Genomic DNA, 12,253 nt, shown 5'->3' on the forward strand with positions numbered 1-12,253 from the left:
GATTTTCCCGCAGCCGGAAGATTATTTCACGGTATTTGAAAACATTGAAATTTCTCAGGATGAAAGAGGCTGCCTGAAAATTTTCGCTCCGGATCTGAATGCTGAGGTACTTCAGACAAACGATCTCGTAGAAATCAGAAACGAAAAGCAGTTCAGGTTTCTGGGAAGGGCGGATCATGTCATCAATTCCGGAGGGGCAAAAATATTCCCGGAACAGCTGGAAGCTTTGGTAAAGAAAGAAATCGACAATGAAGCGGTATTCCTGGGCATCGACGATGAAAGCCTGGGCCAGAAACTGATACTGGTGGTTGAAGGGACTCCGTCGGAAGAACTGCATCAGAAATTATCTGATGTTCGGTACCAGGAAAAGTACCACAGGCCGAAAGAGGTTGTTTTTACTGAAAAAATTCCCAGGACGCCCAATGGAAAAGTGAGCCGGCCTGAGCTCAGAAAGATGTTACACCAAATCAATTAAAATCCCCATGAAAGATTTCACCAGGGAACTTACCTTTAAAACCTCCCGTAGCAGCGGGGCAGGGGGCCAGAATGTCAATAAAGTCGAAACTTCGGTAACGGTGCTTTGGGATATTCAGGAATCCGGGATCTTTAGCGGTCACCAGAAAGATCTGATTCAAACCAGATTAAAAAACAGGATCAATGCGGAAGGAATTCTCTTTTTGACCGTTTCCGAAAGCAGGACCCAGCTGGCCAATAAGAACAAAGCCGTTGAAAAAATCCTTGAACTGGTAAACCAGGCACTTATCATTCCTAAGAAGCGTTTTGCCACCCAACCTTCCAAAGGCCAGAAACAGAAAAGGCTGGATTCCAAAAAGAAGCTGTCTGAGAAAAAAGAAAACAGGAAGTTTAAATTTTAACGGATCAGAAAACTTCCTGCATCAGGCTTCTTCTTCCATCCTGCAAACCCTGATTGCTATTGAGGGTTCATCTCATTTTGCTGTGAAATTTCATCAGCAATACTTTAAATTCATCAATTTGCAGTAGATTTACGGCAAATTTAAGAACTAATGATCAAAAAACTCATCGTATTAGGGGCATTCTCTGTTTCAGCAGCTTCCTTGGCCCAGAAAATTTCCATTTCACCATCTGTAGGGTATGCCTGGAGGCTTGCCAAAACCTCACCGGACCTTACGAGGCAGCAGGAAGAATATATAAAAGGATTGAAAAGCGGTGTCAACTTCGACGTAGCCCTGCGGTATCAGGTGACGCCCGGACTTCTCATCGGCTTTAAGTATTCCGGTTACAGTGCCTCCACAGACGGCAGGTTCAGCGTATCGGATGGTATGGGGAATTTTGTTTCTGCCCATGTTACCACCAAAGACAACATCAATTTTTACGGTCCTGAACTTACCGTGACCAATGATGTCCAGGAAACAAGGCATAAATTCTTTATGTCTGCTGCTTTAGGAGCAATGACCTATACCTCAAAAACAGGAACGGTAAAAGCAAAAGGAACCACATTCGGTGCCGAACTGGATTTCGCTTATCAGTACCAGATGACCAAAAACCTTTTGATCGGACCAAAATTAGGGCTTTCAGGAGGAACATTAAGCAAAGTGAGCTCTAACGGCCGGACGATACAGCTGGAAGACGGCCAAAAGGAAGGACTGACCCGACTTTCTTTAAGTGCAGCCGCTACATTCCGTTTTTAAGTTTTATCTTTGCACAAATTAAAAAAAATGAGCAAACCGATAACTGAATTCATAGAAAAGTATTACCTGCATTTCAATGCAGCAGCTTTGGTGGATGCTTCCAAAGGATATGTAGCCCATCTGAAGGAGGGCGGAAAGATGATGATCACCCTGGCAGGGGCCATGTCTACCGCCGAGCTGGGTAAAATCCTGGCCGAAATGATCCGTCAGGATAAAGTGGATTTTATTTCCTGCACCGGAGCCAATCTTGAGGAAGACCTGATGAACCTGGTAGCGCATTCTCATTATGAAAGAGTGCCTCATTACAGGGACCTTACCGCTCAGGATGAATGGGACCTGCTGGAAAGAGGGCTGAACAGGGTAACCGATACCTGTATTCCTGAAGAAGAAGCATTCAGAAGGCTGCAGAAACATATCGTGGAGATCTGGAAAGACGCAGAAGCCAAAGGGGAAAGGTATTTTCCACATGAATTCATGTACAAAATGATTCTTTCCGGGGTATTGGAGCAATATTACGAAATCCCGAGAGAAAATTCATGGATGATTGCAGCAGCAGAGAAGAATTTACCGATCGTGGTTCCGGGATGGGAAGATTCCACCATGGGGAATATCTTTGCTTCCTATTGCATCAAAGGCGAACTGAAAGCCACTACGATGAAATCAGGAATTGAATACATGACGTATCTTGCAGACTGGTATACGAAAAATTCATCAGGGAAAGGAGTAGGCTTCTTCCAGATTGGTGGAGGAATCGCCGGGGATTTCCCGATCTGCGTAGTACCGATGCTGTATCAGGATATGGAAATGCATGACATTCCGTTCTGGTCATATTTCTGCCAGATTTCCGATTCCACTACTTCTTACGGTTCTTATTCCGGAGCAGTACCGAATGAGAAAATCACCTGGGGCAAGCTGGATATCACTACACCGAAATTTATCGTTGAAAGTGATGCCACCATCTGTGCACCGCTGATGTTCTCTTACATCCTGGAAAATGCTTAGTGATCCAATACAAACATAAAAAAACGCTCCGTTCTCCGGAGCGTTTTTTTTATGATTGTAATTATCAGCCGAAACGGTTCTGTTCTTTCCCCTGACTTAAAACCGGCTTCGGAAAGAATCAGACAAGAGAACCGTGACCGGCAGCCCATGTTCTCCTAAGCTGTGAATCAACCCAGGCTTTCAATCCAGTGAATTGACCAGTACAAAATACCGGTAGGCCAGAATTCCTTTCTGCATCGTCGTAAGCGTATTCGGGTCTTTGCCGCTCAGCTTCGGCAGAACCGCTTTATTGATTCTGTTGAGGACCCGGAAAAACGATTTTTTCATAGCAGCTGTTTTTACAGATCATTCAAAAATGATGCAATAATACCATTATGCTGATGGTTGCCTGAAAAAACGGCGCGTATTTCATGTCATGGCACTCATACCTTTTACGGATTCCCATACATATTGGACTCTCCGCCGTCGATAGCAATTACCTGTCCGGAGACGTAGCCGTTTTCATCGCTCAGAAGATAGGCTACCAGATGGGCCACATCTTCAGGATTCCCCAGCCGTCTGGTCGGGTTTCTGGAGGCGTATTGTTTTTCTGCAGCTTCCGGATCGCCGGGATTCACCTGCCTGAAAGCTTCGGCAACCATAGGGGTGAGAATAGCTCCCGGTGCAATGGCATTGGTCAGGATGTTGTCCTTGCCGTATTCCAGGGCCGCATTTTTGGTAAGTCCGGCTACGGCATGCTTGGTGGCAACATAGGCCGTCTGGTTGGAAACCCCTCTGATGCCGCCTACGGAAGCTACATTTACAATTCTTCCGCCACCGTTTTTCTGCAGTTCAGGAATCACATATTTCATTCCGTAATAAACGCCCAGCAAGTTGATGTCAATCACTTTTTTAAAAACATCCAGGTCATAATCAACCAGCGGGGCCTGTTTTCCTTCGATTCCGGCATTGTTATACAATCCGTCTACTTTTCCGAATGTTTTTACCGTCTGGTCAACATAATTTTTTACATTCTCTTCTGTTGAAACATCTGCTGCTACGGTCAGGAATTTCCTCTGCGGGAAACTGGATTCCAGTTTTTCCTTGGCTGCACGCAATGCTTCATCATTATAATCTACAAGCGTAAGATCCGCTCCTTTTGAAGCCAGGACCTCTGCAGCTGATAAGCCCAGCCCCATTCCTGCTCCCGTTACGATAATTACTTTTCCTTCTAAATTTGCCATTATATTTTATTTTGGTGTCATTGCTTCAATTTACAACAATAACAACCACCGCTGCCTTGATCTATGATAAGTTTTAAAAAAAACCGGCAGATTAACAATGAAATAATTTCCGGCTCGCTGAGTGGATACGCTGAATTATTTATTATTTTTAATGGATAAATGATAAAATGAACGAAATTTTCAAACAGCAGGTCTGGGAAATCACCAGGCTGATTCCCAAAGGAAGAGTGACCAGCTACGGAGCCATAGCCAAAGCAGTAGGATATCCTAATCATTCCCGCCACGTAGGAAAAGCCATGGGCGGATGTCCCCAAGGTGTTCCGGCACACCGTGTCATTTCAGGTTCGGGCGCTCTTTCAGTCCCGGAATTTCAGAAGCGGCTGGAAGCAGAAGGCATCACTGTGGAAAACGGCAAAATTAAAAATTTCAAAAACCTGTTTTGGAATCCCCTGGAAGAATTATAAGCAATTTATACGGTTCAGTAGATGAAAATCACGGTTGGGCCTCTTTTTTTGGCAGGAAATAATTTTACGCTTTAGTTTTGGGGTATATATAATACACTATGAATACAAAGCTTCTTTTTTCCGCACTTTTTTTACTGACGATCTGCTTTTGTCAAGCACAGGATGACAATTTTTATAAGCCAAGCAAAATACTTCATCCGATCGGAAATGTGGCGTATGAAGATTTCTCTCTTCCTGTAAAAAATGACACGATTACCGGAATCATTCTGAAACCGGACTCCAAAAATATAAAAGCTACCGTTTTGTTTTTTCACGGTGCCGGAGGTAACGTTACTTCCTACCTGTTTATGACAAAGCCTCTGGTAGACAAAGGTTATCAGGTGGTAATGGTTGATTTTCGCGGTTACGGGAAATCTACCGGGAAATCTACCCATCTCAATGTCGCCTCAGACGGACAGGCTTTTTTCGATGCGGTGGTGGGGAGACCTGATGTTGCAGGTAGCAGAATAATCCTTTACGGAGCTTCGATCGGCTCACAGGTGGCTGCCCATCTGGCACGGAACAATAAAAATAAAATTGCCGGATTGGTGATGGACGGAAGCCTTTCTTCATTCACCGACATTGCCATGTACTACAAACCGGAATACAAAGAAATGATTTCCAGATACGTTGTTTCTCCTTATGCTGCCAAAGAAGATGTACAGGACACGCAAGGACTGCCTAAACTTTTCATCCACAGTAAGGAAGATAAAGATGTACCTTATGAAGAGGGATTTGAAAATTATTCGAAAGCCTCCCTTCCCAAAGAGCTTTGTGAATATTCGGGAAAGCATCTGGAAGCAATGAAAGATAATTCTGACAAAATTATTTCGTCTCTGGATAAAATGATAAATCAGTAAGAACATAAAAAAACCGGCAAAGCAGGGCTTCGCCGGGTTTTTTATAAAACAGTTCTTTACTTTTCCAGTTGTTTATAACTTGTCTGGATAAAATCCGTCAGTTCTTTTCCTTTCAGTAAGTTCTGTGAAAGCTTTGCGAGATCCAAAGCATGTTTGATTAATCCTGCTTTCTGACCGGCGTCTTCCGTTTTCAGGATCTGTCCTGCAAATTCACTATTAGAGTTCACTACCAGGTTGTACATTTCCGGGAAGCCGCCCATTCCGAACATTCCGCCGCCGCCGGTGGCCTGCATGTCTTTCATTCTCCTCATGAATTCAGGCTGGGTAATCGTAAACGGTGCATCGCTGCTGTCCAGGTCTTCCAGCTGAACGGTGAATTTGCTGTCATTCACGGATTCCTCCACCTCTTTCTTCAACGATTCCTTTTCGGTATCGTTCAGTTTGGAGATCACCGGCTCATCCTTTTTGATCAGGTTGTTGATATGGTCGGCATCCACCCTGGCAAAAGAGATGTTTTCTTTTGAGGTCTCCAGTTTCTGGATCACGTGAGGAACGATCGGGGAGTCCAGCAACAGGACTTCATAGCCTTTGTCTTTCGCAGACTGGATGTAGCTGTGCTGCGCATCGGCATCGGAGGCATAAAGCACAATCAGTTTGCCGTCCTTGTCGGTCTGCGTCGGCTTGATTTTTTCTTCCAGTTCGCTCCATAGGAAATATTTGCCGTCGGTAGTAGGATAAAGGGTGAATTTGTCGGCCTTTTCGGCAAACTTTTCTTCGGTTACGATTCCGTATTCGATCACCACTTTGATATCATTCCATTTCTGTTCGTAGTCTTCACGGTTCTCATTGATCAGGGAAGCCATTTTGTCGGCTACCTTCTTGGTGATGTACGAAGAGATCTTTTTTACAGCACCGTCAGCCTGCAGGTAAGAACGGGAAACATTCAGCGGGATATCCGGGGAATCAATTACTCCGCGGAGCAGCATCAGGAAATCCGGAACGATGCCTTTTACTTCATCCGTTACGAACACCTGGTTCTGGTACAGCTGTATCTTATCCTTTTCGATATTCAGGTTGTTTTTCAGTTTCGGGAAGAACAGGATACCGGTCAGGTTGAACGGGTAGTCTACATTCAAATGGATGTTGAACAGGGGTTCCTCAAACTGCATCGGATAAAGCTCATGGTAGAACTTCATGTAATCCTCATTGTTGAGCTCGCTTGGGGCAATCGTCCAGGCCGGAGTAGGGTTGTTGATGATGTTGTCTGCTTCTTCCGTCTCTGCCACTGCATCTTCGGGTGCATCTTCCGGTAAAGGCAGCGTATGGGTTTTCGTCCCGAACTTGATCGGCACCGGCATGAACTTGTTGTATTTCAGTAACAGCTCACGGATTTTGCTCTCCTCCAGGAATTCTGTGGAATCTTCTGCAATATGAAGGATGATTTCAGTTCCCCTGTCGCTTTTGTCTGCCGTTTCTTCCAGCGTAAACTCGGGGCTTCCGTCGCAGATCCATCGTACGGCCGGCTCATCCTTATAGGATTTTGTAATGATTTCTACCTTTTCCGCAACCATAAAGGCAGAGTAAAACCCAAGCCCGAAATGGCCGATGATTCCGGAGTCTTTTGCACTATCCTTGTATTTTTCAAGAAACTCCTCCGCTCCTGAAAAAGCGACCTGGTTAATATATTTTTCCACCTCTTCACCGGTCATCCCGATTCCTTGGTCGATGATGCGGAGCGTTTTATTTTCCTTGTCAACTTTTACTTCAATTTTCGGGTTTCCGTATTCTACCTGGGCTTCTCCGATTCCGGTGAGGTGCTTCAGCTTCAGGGTGGCATCCGTAGCATTGGAAATTAACTCCCGTAAGAATATTTCATGGTCGCTGTACAGAAACTTTTTGATAAGCGGAAAAATATTCTCCACTGATACATTGATATTTCCTTTAGTCATAATATGATTTGTTTTTAATTTCTTTTGGTTTCTCAAAAAAAATACCGTTTAGGAGAATGTGACAATTTGGCATTCCTGATCCTGTTCTTTTTCGGAGCCTGCCTGAAGACCGCATGGATCCGGCTGTACATATGATCCTTTACGGATATTCGGTCTACAATTTACGCTTTATCGGATCAGCTTGCTGATCCTCTTTTGCCGCTTGTCTGACGGATGCGGAAAATAAAAATTTGCATTGGAAAAAATCAAAAAAAGAAATAAGCGGGTTCGTATCGTAAAATGTTCAGGCGTTGTCTAGTTTACGGGCCAGGTTCATTGCCGGAAAAACCAGCCATCCATACCTGTTGGTACAGAACAGGTTGTCATTTCCCGACCACTCCGATCATCACCCCGAAATCACCGTCTTCCTGCTTCCAGTTCCCGGCCGGAAAATAGGCTCTCGATACAAACCCGTCAAGGTACAGGGCATTTCTGCAGCCCAGGCTTTTAAAGACCTGTGCAAAATGATAGAAATTGACCTTCTTTTTCGACATGACGAAAACAGGATTGCCGTTCTTTAAAATCCCGACTCCGTTCCTGACATTCATATTTGAGGAATTCCGATGAAAAACAGGATTGATGGTTCCGTTATAAATAAGCATCGGGCCCGATTGGGTTGCAGACTCTATATCTGTACAGTACCTGAACGATTTGGTGGAAACAACTGCATAGGTATCGTTGGCCGTACGGTAGAAAATCCCGTTAGGCTCCAAGTAAAAATTTCCTTTTCCTTTCAGGGTATCCAAAGGCTTCAGTATCCTGTAATTTTCTATGTATAAGCCTTTGGGCATGTTGTGTTCCGTAAACATCCCGCCGTTCATGGCGAATCTTAATGTCTTATTTCGTTTGTTGAGAAAACTTTTCAGATTCCGGAGACTTTGCAGGGGGCGGTTGCTTTCGTCTCTCCAGAACATTTCAGCTTTCTCCTGCGTACGGTCAACGGCACAGATGACAAACCCGGAATCAGGCCCTTTGCTTTTATAACAGGATATCAGTAGCATCAATAGGACCAAGAGCAATTGTGCATAGCGTCGCATCATCAGTTTTTTCTTAAAAGTACATAAAAAAAGACAGCTTGAAAAGCTGCCTTGATGTTGGAGACTGAGAACCTTATTTGTTCTTCAGTGCGTCTTTGATTTTGTTTTCCAGTTCTTCCGCCAGTTCCGGGTTGTCTTTCAAAACATCTTTCACGGCATCACGGCCCTGTCCGAGTTTGGTTTCCTCGTAGCTGAACCATGAACCGCTTTTCTTCACGATTCCCTGTTCCACTGCCTGGTCAAGGATTTCTCCGGTTTTGGAAACCCCTTCCCCGTACATGATGTCGAATTCCGCCTGCTTGAAAGGAGGTGCTACTTTATTTTTCACAATCTTCACCTTCACACGGCTACCGATAGCTTCGTCACCATTTTTGATCGGTGCACTGGCTTTCCTGATGTCCACCCGTACCGAAGCATAAAACTTCAGGGCATTACCACCGGTGGTCGTCTCAGGATTCCCGAACATCACCCCGATTTTTTCCCTCAGCTGGTTGATAAAGATCACCGTACATTTTGTCCTGTTGATGGTTGCCGTTAGCTTTCTCAGCGCCTGGGACATCAGACGGGCATGAAGACCCATTTTGGAATCTCCCATTTCCCCTTCAATCTCTGCTTTTGGCGTCAGGGCAGCTACAGAGTCAATGACCACGATGTCGATAGCTCCGGAACGGATCAGGTTGTCTGCAATTTCCAGCGCCTGTTCACCGTTGTCCGGCTGTGAAATGATCAGGTTTTCAAGATCGATGCCCAGTTTGGCGGCATACGTTCTGTCAAAGGCATGCTCAGCATCAATAAAGGCAGCAATTCCTCCGGCTTTCTGCGCTTCGGCAATCGCATGCAGGGTCAGCGTTGTCTTACCTGAGGATTCCGGTCCGTAGATCTCGATGATCCTTCCTCTCGGGTATCCTCCGATGCCCAAGGCAATGTCAATCCCCAGGGATCCTGAAGGAATGACCTCGATATTCGTATCTACAGAACTGTCGCCCAAAGTCATTACGGTTCCTTTTCCATACGTTTTATCTAACTTGTCCAGCACCAGTGAAAGTGCTTTTTTCTTGTCTTCTATATTACTCATCTGTCTTTTAATATCTGAATCAAATTTACGAAAAATTAACGTCAGAAACTAATATTATCTACCACTAAATGCTGTTTTGCTAGTTAAAAAAAACATAAAATTAAAACCGTTTTTCACATGTACCGGAAGGCAGCTTACAGGTTCATTTACAGCTGCCAAAAAAGGTGTTTCCATGACTTTTTCCTCCTCCCCGGATGCTGTTTTTACGGAGCTGATTCCCGCTATTCGCTCATACTCCTCGCGCCGCTGCTTTTTCCGGCGCCTGCTGTGGGGTAACTGCTGCTATCGGGGCTAGGAGAAAGGCTCTTGCAATACCAAGATCCCATAAATCTGACCTGCAGGATTTCTTACGCCATTTAGAAGAAATATCATTTCCTGAAATTAAAAAACTGTGATAATCAAAAGCATCGAAATTTAACAGATTTGATCAGATCTGTGTAATCACCGCACTCTGCGGGAGTTTATCTCTCGGATAAATACTTACATAAGAACCCCGAGCTGTTAAATGCAGAGGGTGTTGGAAAACGCAACGGCGCAAAGGATTGTGAATGTTTGTATGGGGTATAAGGCGCAAAGATTTCATCGAAGATGAAATTGAGTACCGTTTACTTTGATTGTAAAACTGGGATTGTAATGCAGACCGCCTGATTCAGCAGCTTTAAAATCAGCAGCATCAAGATTTTACTCTGTCAGACTGCCTTCGCCTTAAAAACGCTGCCTTTTCCTGATTCTTTGCACCGTTGCATTCTCTAACAGTACACTCAGATAAAAAAACATAAAGCAGCAAAGATTTGTTACCTGTTTTTATAATTAAAAGCGAATTTTTATATACGCTCGCAGATTAAGCGGATCCCGCAGATTTATTTTTATTGGATAGTAGGATCTGCATAATCACCCTAATTTGCGGGAGTTGATCTTTCTTAAATCAAAAGGGTGTAAAAAATCAGCACGATAAAAATTTGGCTTTGTCAAATTCCCTGCGTCTTAAAAACATTGTCTTTTCCTGATTCTTTGCGCCGTTGCATTTCTCTAACAGCACATTCAGATCAAAAATATAAAGCAGCAAAGATATTTTATCTGTTTTTATAATTAAAAGCGAATTTTGATATGCGCTCGCAGATTAAGCAGATCCTGCAGATTTATTTTTATTGGATAGTAAGATCTGTATAATCACCATAATCTGCGGGAGTTGATTTTTTGAAAATCAAACAGGCCGTAAAAATCAACACGATAAAAATTTGGCTCTGCCAAATTCCTTGCGTCTTAAAAACATCACATCTTCCCGTTTCTTTGCGCCGTTGCGTTTTCCAACAGCAGACCCTCATAGATTTAATCAGATCTGCGCAATCACCCTAATCTGTGGGAGTTTATATTTCGGGTAAAATCAAGCAGGCGTCTTAAAAACATCACATTTTCCTGATTCTTTGTGTCATTGCGTTTTTCCGATACGATCAGCTTAAGGTAATGCCAGATCAGTGGAAATTCGATTGTTCCGTAATGCCCAGGTAATCCTGCAGCACCTTCGTCTGGTCTTTATCCCCTTTTGCAATCCGGGCGTTCCGGCTAACCGTGCGGTCATAGATCCGGTTGATAAAACGTTTGGCCAGCGGGAACATTTTCCGGCCGGAAACTTCCGGGATCTGCAGTCTACGGCATACTGCATCATCCAGCAGGAACCAGGTACAGCATATATGAAGGTAACGGAGGTTTTTTCTCTGAAAGGTATATTTCAGGATGGGGTTCTGCAGCGATTCGTCGAGCAGGGAATGGGCGAGCAGAACGGAATCCTGGTCAGCCGGCGGCTGGATGGAGGTCCATAAGTGAAAATATTCGGTCGCCTGTTTTTTGTTGTCAGCCAGAAGGTCCTGGGGAATGCCCAGCAGGTAGCCCACATATTTCCAGAGGTGGAATAGCCCTTTTTCCTCTTCTTCAGAAAAAGTATTTCCCAGCTTATGGAGACTGTGCATGAAAACCAGGCTGAAACCGGTATAGGTGGCTATCATATCCCAGGAATTGATCGGTTCGCCCCAGGTCTCCGTATCCCAGTCACTGATATGTTTCCTGATGGAAAGCCGGGCATAGGAATGGATCAGCCGGGTCTTTATGGCAAATTCATATCCTTTATGATGGATGTCCAGTGCATTGTACCGGGTAACGTTTACCCAGAAATCCAGTGTTTCAGAAAGTCTTTTTACCGCTCCTTTCTTCAAGGCTCCGGTAGCGATCAGGGGTTTATTGAGATAGGCAAAATCGTAGCCGCCCATCAGACAGTAATCACGGAGGGAAATAAGCGCATCCAGATTGCTTCTCATACACAGTTCCGCTCCTTTTCTTAGCAGATTATGATCAACCCATCCGGGAACGTGCTCCGTCTGGAGGAAAAGCTGTCTTACACTCTCCGGTACATCAGCTCCTTCCGGAACGCCGTGCCGGATATACTGTTCCATTTCCTTTGAGGCTTCATGGAAACCTTTGGCAAAATAGACATCGCGTACCACCTGGTCCCCGGTCTCATCAACCTGGTAATAGTACGGTGCAAATCTGCTGAAATTCTTAAAGCTCAGCTCCGCTCCGGAAAAGTCGGTGAGAAGTTTCCCGTTTCCGATGCTCCAGAAATCCCTGAAATGCGGAGCATCCTTATACCTTGGCTGCAATATTTTTCTTTCCATTCTTCATAAAGGTACAGGTTTTATGCCGTAAGGAAAAGATGAGATTGATCAGGAGCATGATAACAGGAGACAGCATGTTGAGGAATGAGTCAGATCATTCCCATTCAAAGCTTTTTTCAGGAGTTCCGTGCTGTTTATGAACTTCGTTTCCGAGAGGATATTTTTCCGGTGCATACGCTCTACAGGCGGCACGCTTGAGGTCCGCTGACTCCGTTTCTGCTCCGGA

At 44.6% G+C, this 12,253-nt stretch carries 11 protein-coding genes and 1 pseudogene; 6 read left to right on the top strand and 6 right to left on the bottom strand.

Annotated elements, in window-relative coordinates; translation table 11 throughout:
- The 4 genes and pseudogenes from QZ735_RS00130 to QZ735_RS00145 all read left to right on the top strand — a co-directional run.
- Positions 1-475 (top strand): annotated as a pseudogene (locus QZ735_RS00130) (long-chain fatty acid--CoA ligase); the annotation flags it as partial.
- A gap of 7 nt (positions 476-482) precedes the next feature.
- Positions 483-875 carry an alternative ribosome rescue aminoacyl-tRNA hydrolase ArfB gene (arfB, locus tag QZ735_RS00135; RefSeq protein ID WP_294243068.1) on the top strand — a complete coding sequence of 131 codons (393 nt, stop codon included), beginning with the start codon at positions 483-485 and terminating at the stop codon, positions 873-875.
- Positions 876-1,025: 150 nt separating this feature from the next.
- Positions 1,026-1,670 carry a hypothetical protein gene (locus tag QZ735_RS00140; protein WP_294243070.1) on the top strand — a complete coding sequence of 215 codons (645 nt, stop codon included), beginning with the start codon at positions 1,026-1,028 and terminating at the stop codon, positions 1,668-1,670.
- A gap of 27 nt (positions 1,671-1,697) precedes the next feature.
- Positions 1,698-2,672, top strand: a complete 975-nt coding sequence (locus QZ735_RS00145; protein ID WP_294243071.1) for a deoxyhypusine synthase family protein — start codon at positions 1,698-1,700, stop codon at positions 2,670-2,672.
- Between the two features lie 180 nt (positions 2,673-2,852).
- Here QZ735_RS00145 and QZ735_RS00150 read toward each other — a convergent pair whose 3' ends face one another.
- Together QZ735_RS00150 and QZ735_RS00155 are read right to left on the bottom strand one after the other, a co-directional pair.
- A complete protein-coding gene (locus QZ735_RS00150) occupies positions 2,853-2,999 on the bottom strand; it encodes a hypothetical protein (RefSeq protein WP_294243072.1) in 147 nt (48 codons plus the stop codon).
- Between the two features lie 104 nt (positions 3,000-3,103).
- Positions 3,104-3,895 (bottom strand): glucose 1-dehydrogenase, encoded by a 792-nt coding sequence (locus QZ735_RS00155; protein WP_294243073.1) that lies wholly within the window; start codon positions 3,893-3,895, stop codon positions 3,104-3,106.
- A 167-nt stretch (positions 3,896-4,062) separates the two neighbouring features.
- Here QZ735_RS00155 and QZ735_RS00160 point away from each other — a divergent pair, with 167 nt between their 5' ends.
- Entirely contained in the window at positions 4,063-4,359 is a 297-nt protein-coding gene (locus tag QZ735_RS00160) for an MGMT family protein (protein ID WP_294243076.1), read from the top strand.
- Between the two features lie 98 nt (positions 4,360-4,457).
- Complete coding sequence (locus QZ735_RS00165; RefSeq protein WP_294243078.1) at positions 4,458-5,258, top strand: alpha/beta fold hydrolase; 801 nt, start codon at positions 4,458-4,460, stop codon at positions 5,256-5,258.
- Between the two features lie 56 nt (positions 5,259-5,314).
- On the opposite strand, the gene htpG is transcribed toward QZ735_RS00165, so the two are convergent.
- The 4 genes from htpG to QZ735_RS00185 form a co-directional block, all read right to left on the bottom strand.
- Positions 5,315-7,207 carry a molecular chaperone HtpG gene (gene htpG, locus QZ735_RS00170; RefSeq protein WP_294243080.1) on the bottom strand — a complete coding sequence of 631 codons (1,893 nt, stop codon included), beginning with the start codon at positions 7,205-7,207 and terminating at the stop codon, positions 5,315-5,317.
- A gap of 362 nt (positions 7,208-7,569) precedes the next feature.
- The gene (locus tag QZ735_RS00175) at positions 7,570-8,247 is read right to left on the bottom strand and encodes a phosphodiester glycosidase family protein (RefSeq protein WP_294243084.1); all 678 of its coding nucleotides are present in this window, start codon (positions 8,245-8,247) and stop codon (positions 7,570-7,572) included.
- 109 nt (positions 8,248-8,356) lie between these two features.
- On the bottom strand, positions 8,357-9,358 hold the full coding sequence (gene recA, locus QZ735_RS00180; protein ID WP_294243082.1) for a recombinase RecA: 1,002 nt from the start codon (positions 9,356-9,358) through the stop codon (positions 8,357-8,359).
- A gap of 1,472 nt (positions 9,359-10,830) precedes the next feature.
- Entirely contained in the window at positions 10,831-12,027 is a 1,197-nt protein-coding gene (locus QZ735_RS00185; RefSeq protein WP_294243083.1) for an oxygenase MpaB family protein, read from the bottom strand.
- Positions 12,028-12,253: the final 226 nt, after the last annotated feature.

The sequence above is a fragment of the uncultured Chryseobacterium sp. genome (assembly GCF_913776365.1).
Lineage (GTDB): Bacteria > Bacteroidota > Bacteroidia > Flavobacteriales > Weeksellaceae > Chryseobacterium.

Excerpts from the sequence above, each read along its gene's own strand:
- arfB (WP_294243068.1), top strand. The coding sequence starts at position 483 with ATGAAAGATTTCACCAGGGAACTTACCTTTAAAACCTCCCGTAGCAGC.
- QZ735_RS00140 (WP_294243070.1), top strand. The coding sequence starts at position 1,026 with ATGATCAAAAAACTCATCGTATTAGGGGCATTCTCTGTTTCAGCAGCT.
- QZ735_RS00145 (WP_294243071.1), top strand. The coding sequence starts at position 1,698 with ATGAGCAAACCGATAACTGAATTCATAGAAAAGTATTACCTGCATTTC.
- QZ735_RS00150 (WP_294243072.1), bottom strand. The coding sequence starts at position 2,999 with ATGAAAAAATCGTTTTTCCGGGTCCTCAACAGAATCAATAAAGCGGTT.
- QZ735_RS00155 (WP_294243073.1), bottom strand. The coding sequence starts at position 3,895 with ATGGCAAATTTAGAAGGAAAAGTAATTATCGTAACGGGAGCAGGAATG.
- QZ735_RS00160 (WP_294243076.1), top strand. The coding sequence starts at position 4,063 with ATGAACGAAATTTTCAAACAGCAGGTCTGGGAAATCACCAGGCTGATT.
- QZ735_RS00165 (WP_294243078.1), top strand. The coding sequence starts at position 4,458 with ATGAATACAAAGCTTCTTTTTTCCGCACTTTTTTTACTGACGATCTGC.
- htpG (WP_294243080.1), bottom strand. The coding sequence starts at position 7,207 with ATGACTAAAGGAAATATCAATGTATCAGTGGAGAATATTTTTCCGCTT.
- QZ735_RS00175 (WP_294243084.1), bottom strand. The coding sequence starts at position 8,247 with ATGCTACTGATATCCTGTTATAAAAGCAAAGGGCCTGATTCCGGGTTT.
- recA (WP_294243082.1), bottom strand. The coding sequence starts at position 9,358 with ATGAGTAATATAGAAGACAAGAAAAAAGCACTTTCACTGGTGCTGGAC.
- QZ735_RS00185 (WP_294243083.1), bottom strand. The coding sequence starts at position 12,027 with ATGGAAAGAAAAATATTGCAGCCAAGGTATAAGGATGCTCCGCATTTC.